Source organism: Streptomyces sp. R41 (assembly GCF_041053055.1).
Classification (GTDB): Bacteria; Actinomycetota; Actinomycetes; order Streptomycetales; family Streptomycetaceae; genus Streptomyces.
On the sequence record NZ_CP163443.1, the window covers coordinates 9,973,607 to 9,992,484 of the forward strand.

Annotated in this window: 21 protein-coding genes and 1 pseudogene; 11 read left to right on the forward strand and 11 right to left on the reverse strand. The window is 71.1% G+C overall.

Translation table 11 applies throughout. From position 1 onward, the window contains the following. Window positions 1-48: 48 nt before the first annotated feature. A complete protein-coding gene (locus tag AB5J53_RS45395) occupies window positions 49-1,542 on the reverse strand; it encodes an APC family permease (protein ID WP_369251413.1) in 1,494 nt (497 codons plus the stop codon). Window positions 1,543-1,660: 118 nt separating this feature from the next. Here AB5J53_RS45395 and AB5J53_RS45400 point away from each other — a divergent pair, with 118 nt between their 5' ends. The 3 genes from AB5J53_RS45400 to AB5J53_RS45410 all read left to right on the forward strand — a co-directional run bounded on the left by AB5J53_RS45400 (window position 1,661) and on the right by AB5J53_RS45410 (window position 3,447). Further along, window positions 1,661-2,425, forward strand: coding sequence for a TetR/AcrR family transcriptional regulator (locus tag AB5J53_RS45400; RefSeq protein WP_369251414.1), 765 nt, complete (start codon window positions 1,661-1,663; stop codon window positions 2,423-2,425). Between the two features lie 82 nt (window positions 2,426-2,507). Beyond that, window positions 2,508-2,969 (forward strand): pyridoxamine 5'-phosphate oxidase family protein, encoded by a 462-nt coding sequence (locus tag AB5J53_RS45405; RefSeq protein ID WP_369251415.1) that lies wholly within the window; start codon window positions 2,508-2,510, stop codon window positions 2,967-2,969. Window positions 2,970-3,051: 82 nt separating this feature from the next. Continuing rightward, on the forward strand, window positions 3,052-3,447 hold the full coding sequence (locus AB5J53_RS45410; RefSeq protein WP_369251416.1) for a VOC family protein: 396 nt from the start codon (window positions 3,052-3,054) through the stop codon (window positions 3,445-3,447). Between the two features lie 29 nt (window positions 3,448-3,476). Here the strand turns inward: AB5J53_RS45410 and AB5J53_RS45415 are convergent, their stop codons facing one another. Further along, a complete protein-coding gene (locus tag AB5J53_RS45415; protein ID WP_369251417.1) occupies window positions 3,477-3,782 on the reverse strand; it encodes a DUF4235 domain-containing protein in 306 nt (101 codons plus the stop codon). 218 nt (window positions 3,783-4,000) lie between these two features. Between AB5J53_RS45415 and AB5J53_RS45420 the strand changes: the two genes are divergently transcribed. Continuing rightward, window positions 4,001-4,996, forward strand: coding sequence for a cation diffusion facilitator family transporter (locus tag AB5J53_RS45420; protein WP_369251418.1), 996 nt, complete (start codon window positions 4,001-4,003; stop codon window positions 4,994-4,996). Between the two features lie 195 nt (window positions 4,997-5,191). Here the strand turns inward: AB5J53_RS45420 and AB5J53_RS45425 are convergent, their stop codons facing one another. Both AB5J53_RS45425 and AB5J53_RS45430 read right to left on the reverse strand, forming a co-directional pair. Next, entirely contained in the window at window positions 5,192-5,824 is a 633-nt protein-coding gene (locus AB5J53_RS45425; protein ID WP_369251419.1) for a response regulator, read from the reverse strand. Beyond that, window positions 5,812-7,770: a histidine kinase gene (locus AB5J53_RS45430; protein ID WP_369251420.1), complete on the reverse strand. Its 1,959-nt coding sequence runs from the start codon at window positions 7,768-7,770 to the stop codon at window positions 5,812-5,814. Before AB5J53_RS45430 ends, AB5J53_RS45425 begins: the two co-directional genes overlap by 13 nt. Before the next feature lie 142 nt (window positions 7,771-7,912). Between AB5J53_RS45430 and AB5J53_RS45435 the strand changes: the two genes are divergently transcribed. Next, on the forward strand, window positions 7,913-8,602 hold the full coding sequence (locus AB5J53_RS45435; protein WP_369251421.1) for a DUF4386 family protein: 690 nt from the start codon (window positions 7,913-7,915) through the stop codon (window positions 8,600-8,602). 79 nt (window positions 8,603-8,681) lie between these two features. On the opposite strand, the gene AB5J53_RS45440 is transcribed toward AB5J53_RS45435, so the two are convergent. Continuing rightward, window positions 8,682-9,125: a nitroreductase family deazaflavin-dependent oxidoreductase gene (locus AB5J53_RS45440; protein WP_369251422.1), complete on the reverse strand. Its 444-nt coding sequence runs from the start codon at window positions 9,123-9,125 to the stop codon at window positions 8,682-8,684. Between the two features lie 163 nt (window positions 9,126-9,288). Between AB5J53_RS45440 and AB5J53_RS45445 the strand changes: the two genes are divergently transcribed. Then, complete coding sequence (locus AB5J53_RS45445) at window positions 9,289-9,780, forward strand: nuclear transport factor 2 family protein (protein WP_369251423.1); 492 nt, start codon at window positions 9,289-9,291, stop codon at window positions 9,778-9,780. On the opposite strand, the pseudogene AB5J53_RS45450 reads toward AB5J53_RS45445, so the two are convergent. After that, a pseudogene (locus AB5J53_RS45450) lies at window positions 9,749-10,209 on the reverse strand (carboxymuconolactone decarboxylase family protein). The gene AB5J53_RS45445 and the pseudogene AB5J53_RS45450 overlap by 32 nt on opposite strands. Before the next feature lie 128 nt (window positions 10,210-10,337). Further along, complete coding sequence (locus AB5J53_RS45455) at window positions 10,338-10,970, reverse strand: LysE family transporter (protein WP_369251424.1); 633 nt, start codon at window positions 10,968-10,970, stop codon at window positions 10,338-10,340. Between the two features lie 358 nt (window positions 10,971-11,328). Here AB5J53_RS45455 and AB5J53_RS45460 point away from each other — a divergent pair, with 358 nt between their 5' ends. Continuing rightward, window positions 11,329-12,546 carry a cytochrome P450 gene (locus tag AB5J53_RS45460; protein WP_369251425.1) on the forward strand — a complete coding sequence of 406 codons (1,218 nt, stop codon included), beginning with the start codon at window positions 11,329-11,331 and terminating at the stop codon, window positions 12,544-12,546. A gap of 18 nt (window positions 12,547-12,564) precedes the next feature. After that, window positions 12,565-12,759: a ferredoxin gene (locus tag AB5J53_RS45465; RefSeq protein ID WP_369252875.1), complete on the forward strand. Its 195-nt coding sequence runs from the start codon at window positions 12,565-12,567 to the stop codon at window positions 12,757-12,759. Between the two features lie 75 nt (window positions 12,760-12,834). On the opposite strand, the gene AB5J53_RS45470 is transcribed toward AB5J53_RS45465, so the two are convergent. Next, window positions 12,835-13,719 carry a sigma-70 family RNA polymerase sigma factor gene (locus AB5J53_RS45470; RefSeq protein ID WP_369251426.1) on the reverse strand — a complete coding sequence of 295 codons (885 nt, stop codon included), beginning with the start codon at window positions 13,717-13,719 and terminating at the stop codon, window positions 12,835-12,837. Window positions 13,720-13,800: 81 nt separating this feature from the next. Between AB5J53_RS45470 and AB5J53_RS45475 the strand changes: the two genes are divergently transcribed. Further along, window positions 13,801-14,493, forward strand: coding sequence for an FMN-dependent NADH-azoreductase (locus tag AB5J53_RS45475; RefSeq protein WP_369251427.1), 693 nt, complete (start codon window positions 13,801-13,803; stop codon window positions 14,491-14,493). 18 nt (window positions 14,494-14,511) lie between these two features. On the opposite strand, the gene AB5J53_RS45480 is transcribed toward AB5J53_RS45475, so the two are convergent. Next, window positions 14,512-15,090, reverse strand: a complete 579-nt coding sequence (locus AB5J53_RS45480) for a TetR/AcrR family transcriptional regulator (RefSeq protein ID WP_369251428.1) — start codon at window positions 15,088-15,090, stop codon at window positions 14,512-14,514. A gap of 134 nt (window positions 15,091-15,224) precedes the next feature. Here AB5J53_RS45480 and AB5J53_RS45485 point away from each other — a divergent pair, with 134 nt between their 5' ends. Together AB5J53_RS45485 and AB5J53_RS45490 are read left to right on the forward strand one after the other, a co-directional pair. Then, window positions 15,225-15,683: a nuclear transport factor 2 family protein gene (locus AB5J53_RS45485; RefSeq protein WP_369251429.1), complete on the forward strand. Its 459-nt coding sequence runs from the start codon at window positions 15,225-15,227 to the stop codon at window positions 15,681-15,683. A 46-nt stretch (window positions 15,684-15,729) separates the two neighbouring features. Further along, complete coding sequence (locus AB5J53_RS45490; protein WP_369251430.1) at window positions 15,730-16,263, forward strand: flavoprotein; 534 nt, start codon at window positions 15,730-15,732, stop codon at window positions 16,261-16,263. A 32-nt stretch (window positions 16,264-16,295) separates the two neighbouring features. On the opposite strand, the gene AB5J53_RS45495 is transcribed toward AB5J53_RS45490, so the two are convergent. After that, window positions 16,296-17,843, reverse strand: coding sequence for a phospholipid carrier-dependent glycosyltransferase (locus AB5J53_RS45495; RefSeq protein ID WP_369252877.1), 1,548 nt, complete (start codon window positions 17,841-17,843; stop codon window positions 16,296-16,298). 410 nt (window positions 17,844-18,253) lie between these two features. Continuing rightward, window positions 18,254-18,679: an organic hydroperoxide resistance protein gene (locus tag AB5J53_RS45500; RefSeq protein ID WP_369251431.1), complete on the reverse strand. Its 426-nt coding sequence runs from the start codon at window positions 18,677-18,679 to the stop codon at window positions 18,254-18,256. Window positions 18,680-18,878: the final 199 nt, after the last annotated feature.

Here is an 18,878-nt window from a genome sequence, read left to right on the forward strand (position 1 = left end):
GTTCCGTTTCCTTGCCGGGGTAGGGCGTGCGGGTGCCGTGCGGTGTTCTCAGTGAGGTGTCGCGAGCAGCTGTGGTGCGTCGGCGTCGGTGCCGTGCCCGGTACGGAAGTACGGGGACTTGCGGACCCACTTCGCCCACGCGGCGGCCACGAAACCGGAGACGATCATGGCAGTGGGGGTGAGCAGCAGGAACCACCCGTTGTCGGCGCTGACTTCGAGATGGTCGGTGGAGGTGTAGAAGGACCAGCCGAGATAGCCGCCGAGCCCGAGCAGCGCCGCGGCGCTCAAGGAGGGCAGCACCACTGCCCGTATCCCCTGCCGCCAGTCCTCGCGCAGCAGCCCGCGGAAGCGGACGGCGGCCGCGAGGGCGGTGAGCGCGTAGGACAGGGCGACGACGATCCCGACCGCGTTGACCGTCGCCATGATCATGTCGGCCAGCCGGGGGATCACCAGGGCGAGCGCGGCCACGGCCGTCGCCAGCGCGCCGATCAGCAGCGTCCCGGCCGCGGGAGTCCCGTACCGGGCGCTGACCTTGGACCACACCGGTCCGAGCGTACGGTCCCGGCTCATCGCGAACATTCCGCGAGCCGTCGGGATCACCCCGGCCTGGAGCGAGGCGACGGCCGAGAACATCAGGGCCACCAGCGGCAGCGCGGCCAGCGGCTGTGAGGCCAGCCGGTCGCCGAAGAACGCCAGCCCCTCGGCGCCGTGCCCGGCCAACTCCGGCTCGGACAGCACGCGTTGGAAGGCGACGGAACCGAGCAGGAACAGCCCCAGCATCGTCACCAGCGTGATGGTCCCGGCCCGCGAGGCGTCCCGCGGGTCGCGCACCTCCTCGTTCACGGTGAACGCCGCCTCGAAGCCCCAGTAACAGAACACCGACAGCAGCAGCCCCTGTGCGAGCGCCGACGCCGAGGGGATCTCGAACGGGTCGAACCAGCTCAGGCTGAAGGGGTGCGGCCCGGTGACGATGCCGTATCCGCAAAAGCCCAGCAGGACGACGTACTCGAAGACCAGCAGCCCGCTCTGCAGCCGCGCGGCGGTCTTCACGCCGGTGACCGCGGTGAGCGTGACCGCGACGAGGACCACGATGCCGACCGCGGTCGTCTGCGCGGTGGAGCCCGGGTCGAGCGCGAGGCCCGCCACCTCGTGCAGCCCCGCCTCACCGGCGAGCTGGAGCATCGCCGAACCGGTCACGGCCGTGGTGTACGCGAGGAACGCCACGGTGGCCACGATGTTCACCCAGCCGACCAGGAAACCGAGCCACGGAGTGAGCGAACGGCCCACCCACACATAGCCGTTGCCCGCGTTCGGCTCGACCCGGTTCAGCCGGGAGTAGGCGCCCGCGATCCCCAGGATCGGCAGGAACGCCAGCAGCATGATGGCGGGCAGATGCAGCCCGACCACCCCGGCCGTCACGCCGAGACCGATGCCGATGCTCGTGGTCGCCGCCGTACTCGAGGCGGCGATCGCGACGCCGTCGACGACGCCGAGGGTCTTGCGCAGGGACGGGGGATCCGCACCGTACGGCTTCTGCGTCATGGCCTGCTCCGATCGCACCCGGGGCCTGATTCCGGCCCGATGACCGGAAATGAAACTGCCCGGGCCCTTAACAGGTCAACGCTGTTGACATAAGGTGCCCGCACCGGAGGGAGAGCCCATGACGCCCACGAACGACCGAGTCGTCCCGCCCGCCGCCCGCCGGCGCAGACGCCCCACCAAGACGGGCGTCGTACTCTCCGAGGAACTGATCGTCGAGACGGCGCTGCGGCTGCTCAAGGAGCACGGCGCCGACGCCCTCACCGTCCGCCGCCTGGGCCTCGCCCTGGGCGCCGACCCCAGCGCCCTGTACCGGTACTTCCGCGACACCGACGACCTGCTGCTCGCCATCGCCGACGAACTCATCGGCCGTACGCTGCGCACCTGGCACCCCACCGGAGACTGGCGGGCCGACCTGCGGGACCTCGGCCTGCGGATGCACTCCGGTTCCCTCGCGCATCCACAGGCCGCGGTGCTCAGCTCCTACCGCGTGACGGGCCGGGTCCACGAGATCGAGGCCGTCGAGACGATCCTCGGCGTGCTGCGCGGCGCCGGCTTCCCCGACCCCGAGGCCGTACGGATCTACCACGCGTTCGTCGACCAGGCGCTGGCCTTCGCGGCGCTCGACGCGGCGAGCGTCGCCCTTCCCCGGGCCGCCCGCGAGGCGGAGGCGGGGGTGTGGCGGGCGACGTACGCCCGGCTGCCCTCCGACACGCACCCGCACATCGCGGCGACGGCCCGCCACCTGGTGAGGGACATGCGGCACAGCGCGTATCCGGCGGCGCTGGACATGCTGTTGACCGCTGCGGCTGCCCGGCTCGAGGAGCTCAAGGAGGAAGGGAACGCACAGACGCTGCCTGTGAGAACGCCCGGCGCGTCACACTGAGGAGCGCTCAGACGTCATCCCCGTAGAGCTGTCCGTATGACCGCGCCTTTTCGTACGACGCCCACCAGGAGGCCGCCCGACCATGAACCCGCCCGCCCGCACCACGAAGCAGCGCAAGCTGGATACGCTCAACCGGCTGGAGAACGACGAGGACGCGTGGGTGTCCACGGCCGACGGCGACGGGGGACCGCCGTATCTGATTCCGCTGTCCTTCCTCTGGGACGGGTCGACCCTGCTGCTGGCCACCCCGGCCGCCAGTCCGACCGGCCGGAACCTGCGGACGACCGGAAAGGCGCGCCTCGGCATCGGCCCGACCCGTGACGTGGTCATTGTCGAGGGCACCGCGGAGACGCTGGAACCGGCCGAGCTGCCGGACGGAGTCGGCGACGCCTTCGCCGAGAAGACCGGCTTCGACCCGCGTCAACTCACCGCCGCGTACCTCTACTTCCGCATCACCCCGCGGCGCGTACAGGCCTGGCGCGAGGCCAACGAGATCTCCGGACGCGACCTCATGCGCGACGGCGCGTGGGTGGTGGCCGACTGAAATCGCCGGACGGGGTACCCGGTAGCGCGGGGCAGTCGGCGGCAGGAGGCCGCCCGCGCCCGGGAACCCGTACGGAGGACACATGGCACTGGTCACGGCAGGCGTCGTCGTGCTGGACTGCGCCGAGCCCGAGAAGCTCGCCACCTTCTACAAGGACCTGCTCGAAGCCGAGGAGACGGGCGCGACCGCGAACCGCGTGGAGATCAGGGGTGCCGACGGCATGCGGATGGCGTTTCGTCGCGACGTGACGGCGACGCCGCCGAGCTGGCCGCGCCCCGAGAACGCCCTCCAGGTCCATCTGGACTTCCATGTGTCGGACCTGGACGAGGCGGAACGCCGGGTCGTCGGCCTCGGCGGCCGCCCCCTCGAGACCAAGGACGCGGCCGGCCCGTACGAGGAACGCGGCTACGCCGACCCGGCCGGACACTCCTTCACGCTGCGCCGGGCGATGCGCCCGACAGCGCCCAAGCAGGGCTGACTTCTCCCGGGCTTCGCTCTCGGCGGGCTTCACTCCCGGCCGCCCTTGTCCGAGGAAGGCCACACCCCCGTGGAGCGCTCGATGGCCTTCGCGCCCGTGCGGTCCACCGCGCTGCGCACGACCGCGAAGATCGCTCCCTGGAGGGCGGCGGCGAGCAGCACCTCGCCCCAGCCGCGGTCCTGGTCCAGCGCGTCCGGCGCGTCCTCCTCGTGACGTATCGCCTTCCAGGTCTGCTGGAAGGCGAGTCCCGCGAGGGCACCGCCCGCCCAGCTCAGCACCAAGCCCAGAGGCTTGTAGGCGAGGGGGAGTTTGAGCTTCTTCCGCTTCTGGGACACCTGGTCTCCTTTGCCTCTCCGGTCAGGGACGCCCCGCGCCGGAACCTCTCCACCCTCCGGCACCGGTCGCGGCGCGGTCCCGTCGACGGTGTCACCGAATCCGGGCGTCTGGTAGAGGTCGCGAGCGTACGCCCACAGCGCCTGGTGCCCCGGAGAGCATCCCCCGATTCCCGCCGTCTGCACGGTGTGAGTCGGGCGGGCCTGGGAAACCGGGCGGTGTGGGCAGCGACTCGACGGACCGGCCGAACCGGTCGGACCGAAGGACCCGCGTCACCGTCTTGGTGGCCCTGGGCGCCAACCTGCTGATCGCCGTCGCCAAGACGGTCGGCGGCCTCATCGCGGGCTCGCCCGCGCTGCTCTCGGAGGCGGCGCACTCCGTGGCCGACAGCACGAACGAGGTGTTCCTTCTGGCCGCGCTGCGGCGCAGCCGCCGCCCCGCCGACCGACAGCATCCGTTCGGTTACGGCAAGGAGCGGTTCTTCTGGTCCCTGCTCGCGGCCGTCGGCATCTTCGTGATGGGCGGCTGTTTCTCCTTCTTCCAGGGCTTCGAGGCCCTCAGGCACGGCGCCGAGGAGTCGTTCCACGGCTATGTGGCGGGACTCGTGGTCCTCGCTGTGGCCTTCCTCGCCGAAGGTGCCTCGCTGCTGCGCGCGCTGCACCAGGTGCACCAGCAGGGCGGTACGGGCGGCATACGGGATCCCGCGCTGCGCACGGTCGTCGCCGAGGACGGCACGGCGGTGCTCGGCGTGACCCTCGCGGGCGTCGGCATGGCGCTGCACATGGTCACGGGTCAGGTCGCGTGGGAGGCCTCCGCATCCCTGGCCATCGGGGTGCTGCTCGTGTACGTCGCCTACCGGCTTGGCCGTGACGCCCGCGACCAGCTGATCGGGCAGGCCGCCGACGAGGAGCAGAGCCGCAGGATCCGCGCCCTGCTGGAGGCGCAGCCCGAGATCGACAGCGTGGAGGCGCTGCTGACCATGCAACTGGGCCTCGACTCGACCCTGGTGGCCGCCCGGATCGACCTCGTCCCGGGTATCGACAGCGAGGAGGTCGAAGACGTCGCCGTCCGCATCAAGCGCTCCGTCGCCCACACCGTCCAGGAGGCCGACCAGATCTTCCTCGACATCACCGACGCACCGACGGCACGGGCGGCCGCGCGGGGCGACGCGGCAGGGGGAAGCCCCGCCGCGACGGGGGAGCGCGGCGGGGCCTGACGCTCGGGTGCCCGGGGGGCGGCGGATCATGCGCGCGAAACCCGAGGAAATTTTCGGCGGCCCGGAATGTTCATGGCCGACGGCTCGGGAACCGCGTGTCGTGGGAGGCGCTCCTTGCTCGCGATCCGCACGCCGTGAGTGCAAACCTGCGGCTCGGTACCCCACCCCGCGCGAAGTGCCGACCGCTCGGCCCCCTCACCCCGTGAGATACGCCAGCACCGCCAGCACCCGCCGATTGTGCTCCTCGCCCGTCGCGAGCCCGAGCTTCGCCATGATCGAGCCGACATGGGTCTCCACGGTCCGCTCGGTGAGCCACAGCCGCCGAGCGATGCCCAGGTTGGTGCGTCCCTCGGCCATCAGCCCGAGCACCTCCGCCTCGCGGGCGGTGAGGGAGGCGAGGGGATCCCGGTGCGCGCCGATCATCCGGGAGACCACCTCGGGGTCGAGGGCGGAGCCGCCGGCGGCGACCCGCCGCAGCGCTTCCAGGAAGTCCTCGACATCGAAGACGCGGTCCTTGAGGAGATAGCCGAACCGTCCCTGCGCGACCAGTTCCACCGCGTTGCGGGTCTCGATGTGCTGCGAGAGGAGCACGATGCCCAACTCGGGAAACTCGTCGCGCACCCGCCGCGCTGCCCGCGCCCCGTCGTCCGTGAGATCCGGCGGCATCCGGATGTCGATGACGGCCAGATCGGGCCGCGCCTCGGCCACGGCGGCCACCAGCGAGGGGGCGTCCCCCGCCCGCCCGACGATCTCGTGCCCCGCGTCCGCGAGCAGCCGCGCGAGTCCTTCCCTGAAGAGCGCCGAGTCCTCGCCGATCACGATACGCATGGCAGCACCGCCTCCACGGTCGTCCCGGCACCGGCCCCGCTGGTGATGTGCAGCCGCCCGCCGAGCGCGGCCACCCGATCGGTCAGACCCGAAAGTCCGGAGCCCGTACGGGGGTTGGCTCCGCCCCGCCCGTCGTCGCGCACGGTCACGCGCACCGCGCCGTCCGCGTCCTCGCGTACGACGACTCCGATGCTCGCGGCCTGTGCGTGCTTCACCGCGTTGGTGACGGCCTCGCTCGCGACGAAGTACGCGGTCGTCGCGACGTCGTCGGGCAGCGCCCGTCCGTCGAGCCGCCAGTCCAGCCGCACCGGCGCCCGCGCGGCGAGCGCCTCCAGCGCGGGGCCCAGTCCGTCGTCCAGCGAGCTGGGCCGCAGGCCGTGCGCCAGCTCGCGCAACTCCGCGACGGCGGTGCCGAGTTCGGCCACGGCCTGGTCGAGCAGCCCGTCCACGTCGACCGTGCCGTCGTCGAGGTGGCGCTGGGCGAGCCGCAGCGCCATGCCGAGCGTGACGAGCCGTGACTGGGCGCCGTCGTGCAAGTCCCGCTCCAGGCGTCGCCGTTCGCGGTACCCGGCGCGCAGCAGCCGGCTCCGGCTGGCCTCCACCTCGCCGAGCGCGCCCGCGAGTTCGGCCCGCAACCGTACCGTCTCCACGAGCGAGGCACAGGCGGTGGCGACCTCGCGCGGACACGGCCCGTCGATCACGCCGATCACCCGCCCCCCGGCCCGGACGTCGAGACCCCCCGCGAGCCGTACCCCGTCGGTGTCCCTGAACTCCGTTCCGCCCGGCAGCAGATACCCCACGCGCAGCCCGGGAGCCCGCAGCGCGCCCCGCAGCACCTCCTCCAACTGCTCGGGGTGCGCCCGCCCTTCGTGCACCGAGCGTTCCAGCGACCGTACGGCGGCCAGCGCGGCCTGGCGCACGGGATAGAAACGCCGGTCCACCCGGCGACGTACCCGGTTCTTGACGGGCACGAGGACCACGGCGACCAGCGCGGTCACGGCGGACGCCACGACGGCACTGCCCCGGCCGAGCGCGAGCCCACCGGACGCGGACGCCGCGCTGTACACGGCGAGCAGCCCCGCCGTGACCACGGCCCAGGTGACCACCGCGCTGGCGGCGCGGTCGACGTCGTACAGGTCGTGCCGCAGGATCGCCAGCGCGGTCAGCGACGGCACGCCGAGATAGAGCGCGAGGAGCCCCAGCCAGATGAGGACGCCGACCTCGCCGAACAGCAGGTAGTCCGTCCAGCAGAACAACAGCGTGCCCGGGAGCGCGACCGCGCCGAGGGCGAACCACTTCACCTGGGCCCGCTGCACCGGTTCGGCCGTGCGGTAGCGGCGCCGCATCACCAGCATCGAGGCGACGAGCAGCACCATGAGCAGCCCGAGCGAGGCGTACGCCACCCACATCAGCGAAGGGGGCACCGTCGGCAGTGGGTGCCCGAAGTCCTCGAAGGGCGGGTCGTACGGGGTGGGGTCGAGTGCGGCGAGCACGTCGAAGACGACCGGGTCGAGCAGGACTCCGTACAGCACCAGGCGCGGGAAGCGGCCGGCCGGCAGACGTCCGTCCGGGAAGACCAGCACGAGGAGCATGACCGGCACGTACCACAACGTCCAGAGACCGGCGCTGAGTTGGTGGACGGCCTCGGCGCCGGGCAGCAGACGCGAGCGGTCGACGCTCACGGAGCCGTGGGTGTCGCTGAGCATGATCAGCGGGGGTACGAGGCCGATGAGCGTGAGCAGGAAGCCGACCGGGTTGGCCGGACGGCGGCCGGACACGAACAGGCCGAGGCCGGTCGAGAAGGCCCCCACCACGGCCGCTCCGACGACGGTGAGCACGTCCCCGGCGGCGGGGTCCGGATCCAGGAACAGCAGCGCGCAGCCCCCTGCGGCCACGAGCGCCGTCGACGACGCGGTGACCAGGGAGAGTCGGCGGGGCCAGGGCATGCGCTCACGGTAGGACCGGAGGGCGCGCGTCGGTATCCGTACTGACACGCAGGATCTGCCCGTGGCAGCTCCGATGTGGCGCCAACCCGCCTCGCGCGACAGTGCGGTGACGCACCATCACGTCGGACGTCGGGAGACCGCCATGACCGCCCACACCACCACCGCAGAACGCCCCGCGCACACCCTGCCCTCGCCCCGACTGCGGCCCTTCGCCACGCTCGCCCTGGTCGCGGTCGTCGTCGGACAGGTGATGAACTTCCTGCTCACCTGGCTGGCACCGGGCGGGGACCCCAGCAACGGCAACTCGTACGACAAGGTCGCCGACAACCGCGGCGCCTTCTGGACGCTCTACGCCTACGGAGGCGTGGGCATCGCCGTGTTCACCGTCGGCCTCGCGGTCGCCGTCTGCATACTGGTGCGCGAACGCGGTGCCGTACTCGCCCGGATCGGCTCCGTGGTCGCGGTGCTCTCGGGGATGTTCCTGGCCGCGGGACTGGCCTCGATCGCCGCCGTGTACTCGTACGCGACCGACACCGCCGCCCTCAACGAGCCGGCCGGACGCGCCTTCGTGCACTACGTCAATGCCCACGACGGCCAAGTCATGGGCCTGGTGGCCCCTGGCGCACTGGCCACCCTTCTGGCGACGCTTCTCATCACCGCAGCCCTGCTGCGCTCGCGCGTGCTCCCGTGGTGGATCTCGGTGCTGTTCCTCGTCGGCGGCCCGCTGGGCTTCGTCTTCTCGTCGGGGACGTCGGGAGCGGTGGCGGCGCTGCCGGGCGCGGTGTCGGCGATTCTGATCGCCGCGCACGCGTGGCGGCGCACTGCCGCCTGACCAGGGGGAGTGGCCCGCACCGGCGCGGGGGGCCGGTGCGGGCCACCGCTGTGCGTGTGCGCCCGTCAGTCGGCCGGTGTCAGTCGGTCGGCTCCAGTACGAAGACGGGGATCTCCCGGTCGGTCTTCTTCTGGTAGTCGGCGTACGGGGGATACGCGGCGACCGCGCGCTCCCACCACAGGGCCTTCTCCTCGCCGGTGATCTCACGGGCGATCAGTTCCTGGCGCACGGGCCCGTCCTGAAGCTCCACGTGCGGATCGGACTTGACGTTGAAGTACCAGACCGGGTGCTTGGGGGCTCCGCCCAGTGAGGCGACCACCGCGTACCGGCCCTCGTGCTCGACACGCATCAGAGGGGTCTTGCGGATCTTGCCGCTCTTGGCGCCACGGGTCGTGAGAATGATGACGGGCAGACCCGTGTCCATCAGGGTCGTCCCCTTGGTGCCGCCGGAGCTCTCGTACAGCTCCACCTGATCCCGCACCCACTGCGTCGGGCTGGGTTCGTACTCGCCCTCAAGAGGCATGACTTCCGTCCCATCGTCGCGTCGTACTGGTCGTGTCTCGGCACGATTCAACACCAGGGCGGACTCGAAACTTCCGCACCAATACCTCGCGTGTAATCGCGTGCCGAGGACACGTGCGGCACGGTGGAGCCGTTCCGCACACCGACGACGAAGGGGCGGCTCCATGTCCGTATCCACCGATGACCCCTCGACGACGCGCGCCGTGGCCGAGGAGTTGCTGCGCCGGATGGGGGAGGGCGATCCCGAGTGGATCGCCGAGCTGTACGCGGAGCGGAGCGACTGGAAACTGAGCTGGCCTCAGGACGAGCACGGGCGCGCGGCGACCCCGTGGATCCGCCACCGCTCCACACGGGCCGACGCCGCGGCCCACTACCGTGCACTGGCCGAGCACCATGTGCCCGGACGGGCGGCCACCGAGATCGAGCGGATCCTCGTCGACGGCGACGAGGCCGTCGTCCTCGGGGAGATCCGCCAGACGGCCGCGCCGACCGGGCGCGCCTACCGCGCCCGGTTCGCCCTGCACCTCACCATCGAGAACGGCCTGGTCGTACGCCACCACGTGTACGAGGACAGCCTGGCCGTGGCCCGTGCGTTCGGGTCCGGCGCCGACTCGGACGGAGCGCTCAGCCCCACGTCGCCCCGGCCGGCTCCTTGATCGTCGCGTTGAGCCGGTTGAAGAAGTTCGTCGTCGCGATCCAGAGGATGAGCGCCGCGAGCTGCTGCTCGTCGTAGTGGTCGGCGACCTCGTCCCACAGCTCGTCGCGGACCGCGTCGCGGAGCGGTCGTTCAGCCGGGTCATCTCCTCGGCCAGCGCCAGCGCGGCCCGCTCGGCATCCGAGTAGTACGGCGCCTCGCGCCAGGCCGCGACGGACCACAGGCGCTCGTCCGTCAGGCCCGCCTTCTGCCCGCCCCGCCCACCGGCGTCGACACAGGCGCTGCACCCATTGATCTGGCTGGCTCGCAGGTGCACGAGCTCCAGGGTCTGCTGGGGGACTCCGCCCTTGCTGGTGGCCTTGTACAGGCCCTGGATCGCCTCCATGGCGCCAGGAAGGATCATCGCCGGGTTCTTCATCCGTGCCTGCATGACGGTCTCCTCGAGAGTTCGCAGCGTTTCTGCTCTGTCACCGCACCGGTTTCTGCGCTGTCACTGCACTGACGGAGCCCGGCGGGGAAATGTGACAGGCCCGGCGAGGAGAACCGACAGATGCTCCGTCATCGCGGCGCCACCAGCATCCGTACGGCCAGCAGCGTGATCACGACGCTCGACGCGAGCGCCGTCACCAGCCGTCCCCGACGCCCCGTCAGGGCACGGCCGAGCAGTGCGCCGCCCCCGGCGAGCAGGATTTGCCAGCTCGCGGACGCGACGAAGGCGGCGAGGACGAACACCCCCTGCTCCAAGGGGCGCCCCGCCTCGGCGGTACGGCTGCCGAGCACCAGCGCGGCGAAGTAGATCACCGTGGTGGGGTTGAGCAGGGTGATCCCGAGCAGCGCCAGATACGCGCGCGCCGGGCGGTGCGGATCCTGTCCGGAGCGGGCGGCGAGCCGTCGCCCGCGGTACTGGCGGAACGCGGTGACCGCGCCCCGTGTCGCCAGCGCGGCCAGCACCAGTCCCGAGGCCCAGCGCAGCGGGAGCAGGATCGGCTGCAGCGCGGCAGCGAGCGCCGAACCGCCGAGCGCGGCGACCAGGGCGTACAGCCCGTCGGCGGTCGCCACCCCCAGCGCCGCGCAGACGCCGATGCGCAGGGATGTACGAGCGGTGAGGGAGACGAGGTAGGTCGCGACCGCTCCGACGGGCACGGCGATGCCGAAGCCCGCGAGAAGCCCCGCGACGAGCGCGGCGGTCACGACCGGGGAAGCGCAGGCCTCCGCGGTCGGCCGGGCTGCTGCTGGACCCGCACCGGAGTAGCGGCGGTGGAGGTCAGCGTCAGGAAGGCTTCGATCGTGGACATGGGCAGATCCTGGGGCCACCGGATTTGCCCACGCAAGCGAATTACCGCGGAGCTACGCTGGAGGAGATCAAGCCATGTGTGCCGCCACCTGGGCGACGACACGCATGGGAAACCCGAGGAACTCGGCGGCGGTCCCCCCACGCTTCGGCCAGATCGCGCGTCCGGCGCATCTGGCCGAACTTTGTGTGGTCGTCTAGGTGCCTGGGGCATCTAATGAAGATCGGCAAGAGGGAACCAGCGCTTGCGAGGTCACCATGACAGAGCCCCTCACGACTGAACCCCCCACCACGGAACCGATTGCCTTCCCCCAGGACCGTACGTGTCCCTACCACCCGCCCACCGCCTACGACCCCTTGCGCGAGGCGCGCCCGCTCTCGCGGATCTCCCTGTTCGACGGGCGCGCCGTGTGGGTGGTCACCGGCCACGCCACCGCCCGTGAACTCCTCGCCGACCCGCGCCTGTCGTCGGACCGCACCCTGCCCGCCTTCCCGGCGCCCACGGAGCGGTTCGCGGCGGTCCGCAACCGCCGCGTCGCGCTGCTCGGACTCGACGACCCCGAGCACCGCGTCCAACGCCGCATGCTGGTCCCGAGCTTCACCCTCAAGCGGGTCGCCACGCTGCGCCCCCGCATCCAGGAGACCGTCGACCGCCTCCTCGACCGGATGGCGGAGCAGGGCCCGCCGGCCGACCTGGTGAACGCCTTCGCGCTGCCGGTGCCCTCCATGGTGATCTGCGCCCTGCTCGGCGTCCCATACGCCGACCACGACTTCTTCGAGGAAAAGTCCCGCAGACTGCTGCGCGGCCCCACCGCGGCCGACATCGAGAACGCGCGCGACGAGCTGGACGCGTACTTCGGCTCGTTGATCGACCGCAAGCAACAGGAGCCGGGCGACGGACTCCTCGACGAGCTCATCCACGATCAGCTGCGCGAGGGCACGGTGGACCGCGAGGAGCTGATCTCACTGGCCACCATCCTGCTCGTCGCCGGGCACGAAACGACGGCGAACATGATCTCGCTCGGTACGTTCACCCTGCTGAGGCACCCGGAACAGCTGGCCGAGCTACGCGCTGAGCCGACGCTGATGCCCGCCGCCGTCGAGGAGCTGCTGCGCTTCCTGTCCATCGCGGACGGGCTGCTGCGGGTCGCCACCGAGGACATCGAGGTGGCCGGGAAGACGATCCGCGCCGACGAGGGCGTGATCTTCTCGACCTCCGTCATCAACCGCGACGCGCACACCTTCCCCGAACCGGACGCCCTGGACTGGCACCGCTCGGCCCGCCAGCACATAGCGTTCGGCTTCGGCATCCATCAGTGCCTGGGTCAGAACCTCGCCCGGGCCGAGATGGAGATCGCGCTGCCGTCGCTCTTCGACCGGTTCCCCGGGCTGCGGCTCGCCGCACCGGTCGACGACATTCCCTTCAAACCCGGAGACACGATCCAGGGGATGCTGGAACTCCCCCTGACCTGGTAAAAGGCTGCGGCCATGAGCATCGACATCTCCATCGACAAGGACGTCTGCATCGGCGCGGGCCAGTGCGCCCTCACCGCCCCGGGCGTCTTCACCCAGGACGACGACGGCTTCAGCGAGCTGCTGCCGGGCCGCGAGGACGGCGGCGGCGACCCGATGGTGCGGGAGGCGGCCCGGGCCTGCCCGGTCGGCGCCATCACCGTTTCCGAGACCTGAAAGCCGGGCGGGACCTGTCAGCCCAGCGGGACCTGAAAGTCCTGCGGGACCTGAAAGTCCTGCGAGGCCTGAAGGTCACTTGTCCAGGACAGCCAGATCGAGGCGGCGCAGGCGTACGGGGTCGGCGATCACCTCGTACGCCGTGATCCGCTCGCCCTCGACCGTGAGGGTGAGGGCGATCAGCAGCCGGCCGCGCGGGGCGACGACCAGGCCCACCTTTCCGTCGACCAGTGCCAGTGCCGCATGGCGCGCCCGCTCCCGCAGGAGCACCGTCTCCTCCGCCACGGCCCGCGCACCGCGGACCTCCGTCGCCGTGCCCGCCGGCACGGCGACGGGGTCCGCCCGACGGACGACATCGGGGTCGAGCACCGCGAGCAGCGCGCCGAGATCACCGCCCCGGGCGGCCGTGAGGAAGGCGTCGACGACGTGCCGGTGCCGGTCGAGCTCCGCGCCGGACACCGCCGGCGTGCCCCGCACCTTGAGGCGCGCACGGCTGGCGAGCTTCTTGGCGGCCACCCGCGAGCGGCCCACCACCGGAGCGACCTCCTCGAAGGGCACCGCGAACATGTCGTGCAGCACGAACGCGATCCGCTCGGCCGGGCTCAGCGTGTCGAGGACCACGAGCAGCGCCAGTCCCACGGAGTCGACCAGCAGGGCCTCGTCCGCGGGATCGCCCGCGTCGTCGGCCTCCCCGATCCGGTCCGGGATCCGCTGCCCGACGAGCTCCTCCCGCCGCGAGGCGCGGGAGCGCAGCATGTCCAGGCACACCCGGGACACCACCGTCCGCAGCCAGCCGGTCAGATTCTCGACCTCGGCGGCGTCGACACGGCCCAGCCGCAGCCAGGTCTCCTGGACGGCGTCCTCCGCCTCGCTGAGCGAACCGAGCATCCGGTAGGCGACCGCCCGCAACTGACCGCGGTGCGCCTCGAACCGCCGCGCCAGCTCGTCGTGCCCGTCCATGGGTCACCTTTCCTCGTCGCGTTCCGTCACTCCTATGACGTACACGATCAAGTCGAGGTGACACAGACGATGCACACGTCGATGAGCCAGTCGCAGGGTGCGACCCTGCTCCATCTGGATTCCAGCGTCAGCCGCTCCACCGACTCGGTGAGCAGGCAGCTGACCGCGCTGTTCGCGGACGCCTGGAGCGAGGCGCACGGCACGGACGGATACCGCCATCGCGACCTGTCCGCCGATCCCGTACCGCTGATCGGGCCGGCCTACGCGGCCCTCGGCCAGCGTGTGGAGCGCCAGGGTGTCGTCCCGCCGAGCAAGGTGGCCGCGCTGGTCGAGGGCGCGGCCGAGGAACGGGAATGGGCGCTCACCCGCCCGCTGATCACCGAACTGCTGGCCGCGGACACGGTGTTGCTCGGCGTCCCGATGTACAACTTCTCGGTCCCCGCCACGCTGAAGGCGTGGATCGACCGGGTGTCCTTCCCCGGCGCGTTCACCGACCCGGACAGCGGGGAGAGCCTGCTGCGGGACACGCGCGTGGTGGTGGTCATGGCGCGCGGCGGCGGCTACGGTCCCGGCACGCCCCGGGAAGGGTTCGACTACCAAACCCCTTATCTGCGGGCGTACTTCGGCAACCTCGGCGTCGCCGACGAGCATCTGCATCTGGTGGCCGCCGAGTTGACCCGGGCGGAGGACATCCCCCACCTGGCGGGCTTCAAGGGGCTTGCGGCGACCTCGCTGGCGGCGGCACGGGCGGAGGTGGCGGCGCTGGCTGCCTGAGCGGTGTAAGCGGACGCCCTATCGCCGGGCTTCCACCAGCGCTCGTGCCGCTTCCGCCGCTTGCTCGGCAGGCTCCGTGGTCCGCGTGATGCCCGCGGTGACCATGGCGCCCTCGGCGAGCAGATACAGGTGGTCCGCGAGCGGGGAGGGAAGCCCGGCGTCGGCCACCAGCCCCCGCAGATATTCCTTGAACGCCCTTTTGTGGGCGCGGACTTGGGCGGTCACGCGAGGCGAGGTGGCGCCCAGTTCCCCGTAGGAGTTGATCCAGGCGCACCCTCGGAAGTCGGGCTCCGCGAACCACTGTCGCAGCCAGTCGAAGACGGCCTGGATCCGCTCCTCGGGATCCTCGCACCGGTCCACGTGGTCGGCCAGTCGCTGTCGCCAGCGGATGTCGCGCCGCTCCAGGTAGGCCTCGACGAGTTGCTCCTTGGCCGGGAACAGCTGGTAGAGCCGCTTGAGCGAGACGCCGGACGCGCCGCGGATGTCGTCCATGCCGACGGTCTGTATACCGCGCCCGTAGAACAGCTCCTCCGCGGCGTCGAGCGCCTGTTCCCGAGCGAGGGCCAGGGCCTGGTCCCGGGCGGCCGTGCTGTCCATACGGGGGACTCCTTGACGTGAGAACGGTCGTTCTCTATGGTAGCAGTCATGACGGAGAACGCTCGTTCTCTCTCACTCTGGATTGTCGAGACCGCCGAGAACACTGCCGACACTGCCGAGAGCAAGGAATCGCCATGACCGACCGCCCGCCCCTGCCGCCGTTCACCCGTGAGACCGCCGCCCAGAAGGTCCAGGCCGCCGAGGACGCCTGGAACACCCGCGACCCCCACAAGGTCTCGCTCGCCTACTCCGAGGACTCGATCTGGCGCAACCGCGACACCTTTGTCACGGGCCGCGCCGAGATCGTGGAACTCCTGACCGCGAAGTGGGCGCGCGAGCACGAGTACGCCCTGCGCAAGGACCTCTGGGCGTTCGACGGCAATCGCATCGCCGTCCGCTTCCAGTACGAGTCCCGCGATGCCGACGGCCAGTGGTGGCGGTCGTACGGCAATGAGCTGTGGGAGTTCGACGAGCACGGTCTGATGACGCGGCGCGAGGCCAGCATCAACGACGTACGGATCGAGGAGAAGGAGCGCAGGATCTTCGGCCCGCGTCCGCAGGCGGAGCGCGGGGACACTTTCCCGGTCCAGTAGAAATCCCCGACTCAGTGGAAGCCCGTGTGTTCATTAGGGTTCCCGGGTGAGCGAACATGCCGAAAAGCCCTTCCTCTACGTCGTCGTCTGCGCGGCGGGCATCGCCGAGGACATCAGCAAACTGATCACCGCGGCCCAGGAGCGGAAGTGGGAGGTCGGCGTCATCGCCACCCCGCAGGGCCTCGGCTTCATCGACGCGACGGCCGTCGAGGCGCGGACCGGCCGCCCGATCCGGTCCGCCTGGAGGTCCCCCGGCGACCCGCGTCCCTTCCCGGCCCCGGACGCGGTGGCCGTCGCACCGGCCACCTTCAACACCGTCAACAAGTGGGCGGCCGGGATATCCGACACCCTCGCCCTGGGAACCCTGTGCGAGGCGTACGGCCTCGGCGTCCCGATCGCCGTACTGCCGTGCGTGAACGAGGCGTTGGCGGCCCACCCCGTCTACCGCGCGAGTGTCGAGCGGCTGCGCGGGATGGGTGTCCGGTTCGGTGACCCGTACTCCGGGGAGCCGCAACAGGACGGCGGGCGCGCGGAGTTCCACTGGGAGCGGGTGCTGGACCTGCTCACTCCTGGCAGCTGACGGCGGGTCGGGGGCGCAGGAACCCGCTTGGCCTAGGGCCGACGGAAGATCGTGATCGAGTGGCCGACCTCGTCGATCGGCGTGCTGGTGGCGAGCAGCGCCGCCAGCCGGCCGTCGGCCTTGGCGATCGAGGAGTCGGACACGACAAGCAGCCCGTGCACCTCGCCCGGTGGTGCCTTGCGTGGGTCGGCCGCGTCGATGCCGTAGTACGACGGCACACCGGCGCCCTTGTAGACGAGCCAGACGTCTTCGTGCGGGTAGCGCCGGTCCAGGCGGTCGGCGAGCCGGCCCAGGTCCTGTCCCCAGTCGACGTTCGAGTCGTGCAGTCGTAGGTGGGTCTTCGCAGGTCCGCCGAACGCTTCGTTGGAGTACGGCAGGTAGTACGGGTAGGCGAGCAGCGAGCTCACGGCGACGAACAGGACCAGCGCCGCCGTGGCGAGGTGGGCCCACCGCCGCCGCAGTGCGACGACACCGGCCGCCGCGACCGCGAGGAACACCGGTACGGACAGGGCGTAGCGCACGCCGAGGTCACGGGAGCCGTGCATCGCCGCGGCCAGCAGCACGGCCGGGGGGATGAGAACGTAGGGGGCGGCGGCCCGCAGCCGGGGGACGGCGGCCATCGCGACGGCACCGGCGAGCCACAGCGCCAGCATGCCCAGTGGCGTTTTCACCAGCAGTGCGGCCGGCAGGTAGTACCAGAGCGACCCGCGGTAGAGCCGGCCGAAGAGAAAGCCTCCCCACGTCGCGTTCTCGAAGCCGAACTGGACGCGCATCCCGTCCCGGTACGGCTGCGGGAAGGGCAGCCAGTCGATGAGCAGCCCGCGCAGTCCGTGGACCGCCGGGAGGTCGGCCGGCGCTGTCCAGCGCAGCCGCGGGTCGACGGCGAGGTAGCTGGCCCACACGACGACGAGAGCCACCAACGCCGTGCCGGCCGCGGCCGCCGCGCCGAGCCGAACCTTCCTGACCACGCTGAGGTCGCGCCCGTGCCACACGGACACCACCGCCAGGAGCAGCAGCACCGGAACGGCCGGAAGCGTGCTCATCTTCGTGGCCACCGCCGCGCCGAGCGCCGCCCCGGCGAGCGGCAGATGGAGGAGCGGACGCCGCCGCGCCCGCCACAGCAGCCACACCGACGTCAGCAGGAAACCCGACGCCGGTACGTCGAGCGTGGCCAGCGAGCCGTGCGCGATGACGTCCGGCGAGAACGCGTACAGGGCGAGGGCCACCAACCCGCCCGCGGAGCCGACGAGTTCGCGCGCGAAGGCGAGGACGACAAGGCCGAACAGCAACGTCAGCACGATCACCGGCAGTCGCGCCCACAGCATCACCCGCCCCGGATCGTTGCCCGACTCGTACAGCAGCCGCCGCCCGAGCGCCGTCTGATCACCCGTGAAGCCGGCGTCCAGATGCGGATGGGCGAACACCAGCCCGCTCGCGATGATCAGCTTGCCCAGGGGCGGATGCTCGGGGTTGTAGCGCAGACTGTGCTGCTGCACGTAGACCGTCGCCGTACCCGCGTACACGGGTTCGTCGATGGTGGGGGTCTGCTCCACGGCCGTCGTGACCATCGCGATCGCCATCTCGGCCAGCAGCGCGACCACGGCCACCACGAACACCCACCGCCGGTGCCGCCGAAGCCACTTCAATCGCCTCGACGGCTCCACGCTGCTCACCGGCACGCGGTCCCCGTGCCTGCTGGCCATGAATGTCGGCATGCCCTTTGTTACGTCCGCTCCGTACGAGCCTGCTCATCCGGTGGGACCCCACTTCGGGCGCACGTTCATCCGCCGAGTCGAATCCGCAAACCTGTCACGATCATCCGGCCGGAAGCACGACAGGGGAGTCCTGAGTATGCACCGCCACAGGTCGGGGTCCGTACGAACCACGACATCTGTCGTCGCGCCGGCCCTGGTCGAGCGGTTCAGGCAGCGGAAGTGCCCACCTGCCGGCGGTTACGGCACCGAAGTCTTCTGCGACCCGGCAGGTCCCCTTAGACAGCGGTGGCGTTGACGGTGACCGGGATGTTGCCGCGTGTGGCCTTGGAGTAGGGGCAGATTCGATGGGCGGCGGCGCCCAGTTCCGTGGCGGTTTCCTCGTCGACGCCGCCGAGCTCGACGTTGAGAACGGCAGCCAGGCCGAACTCACCGTCGTCACCGTGATTGAGCGAGATCTCGGCGGTGATGGCGGTGCTCGCCAGCCTGATCTTGCGCTCCGCGGCGGCGCGGCGCACGGCGCCCAGGAAACAGGCGGCCCAGCCCGCCGCGAACAGCTGCTCGGGGTTGGTGGCGTTGCCGGCACCTCCCAGCTCCTTCGGGATGGCCAGAGTGGTCTGCAGAAGTCCGTCCTCGGACTGGACGCGGCCGCCGTTGCGGCCCTCCCCGTCGACGTTCACGACGGCGGTGTAGCTGACTGCCATGACTGCTCCCTCTTTCGCGTCACCGGTTCAGGTGGTGACTGGATACTTGCAGCTTCTTGCGTCACTGGTCAAGACGGTGACGAAAACGGGATCTGAGTCGAACGCGGTGCCCTTTGGCTATGTGTTGAGCAGGTGCCATGGGAGCTAGGGGGTGGGCAGCGAAGTCGTCGTCACCGGGTTGACCGGTGACGACCTTTGT

Coding starts and splice junctions, on each gene's coding strand:
- AB5J53_RS45395 (WP_369251413.1), bottom strand. CDS start 1,542: ATGACGCAGAAGCCGTACGGTGCGGATCCCCCGTCCCTGCGCAAGACC.
- AB5J53_RS45400 (WP_369251414.1), top strand. CDS start 1,661: ATGACGCCCACGAACGACCGAGTCGTCCCGCCCGCCGCCCGCCGGCGC.
- AB5J53_RS45405 (WP_369251415.1), top strand. CDS start 2,508: ATGAACCCGCCCGCCCGCACCACGAAGCAGCGCAAGCTGGATACGCTC.
- AB5J53_RS45410 (WP_369251416.1), top strand. CDS start 3,052: ATGGCACTGGTCACGGCAGGCGTCGTCGTGCTGGACTGCGCCGAGCCC.
- AB5J53_RS45425 (WP_369251419.1), bottom strand. CDS start 5,824: ATGCGTATCGTGATCGGCGAGGACTCGGCGCTCTTCAGGGAAGGACTC.
- AB5J53_RS45430 (WP_369251420.1), bottom strand. CDS start 7,770: ATGCCCTGGCCCCGCCGACTCTCCCTGGTCACCGCGTCGTCGACGGCG.
- AB5J53_RS45435 (WP_369251421.1), top strand. CDS start 7,913: ATGACCGCCCACACCACCACCGCAGAACGCCCCGCGCACACCCTGCCC.
- AB5J53_RS45440 (WP_369251422.1), bottom strand. CDS start 9,125: ATGCCTCTTGAGGGCGAGTACGAACCCAGCCCGACGCAGTGGGTGCGG.
- AB5J53_RS45445 (WP_369251423.1), top strand. CDS start 9,289: ATGTCCGTATCCACCGATGACCCCTCGACGACGCGCGCCGTGGCCGAG.
- AB5J53_RS45460 (WP_369251425.1), top strand. CDS start 11,329: ATGACAGAGCCCCTCACGACTGAACCCCCCACCACGGAACCGATTGCC.
- AB5J53_RS45470 (WP_369251426.1), bottom strand. CDS start 13,719: ATGGACGGGCACGACGAGCTGGCGCGGCGGTTCGAGGCGCACCGCGGT.
- AB5J53_RS45475 (WP_369251427.1), top strand. CDS start 13,801: ATGAGCCAGTCGCAGGGTGCGACCCTGCTCCATCTGGATTCCAGCGTC.
- AB5J53_RS45480 (WP_369251428.1), bottom strand. CDS start 15,090: ATGGACAGCACGGCCGCCCGGGACCAGGCCCTGGCCCTCGCTCGGGAA.
- AB5J53_RS45485 (WP_369251429.1), top strand. CDS start 15,225: ATGACCGACCGCCCGCCCCTGCCGCCGTTCACCCGTGAGACCGCCGCC.
- AB5J53_RS45495 (WP_369252877.1), bottom strand. CDS start 17,843: ATGGCGATCGCGATGGTCACGACGGCCGTGGAGCAGACCCCCACCATC.
- AB5J53_RS45500 (WP_369251431.1), bottom strand. CDS start 18,679: ATGGCAGTCAGCTACACCGCCGTCGTGAACGTCGACGGGGAGGGCCGC.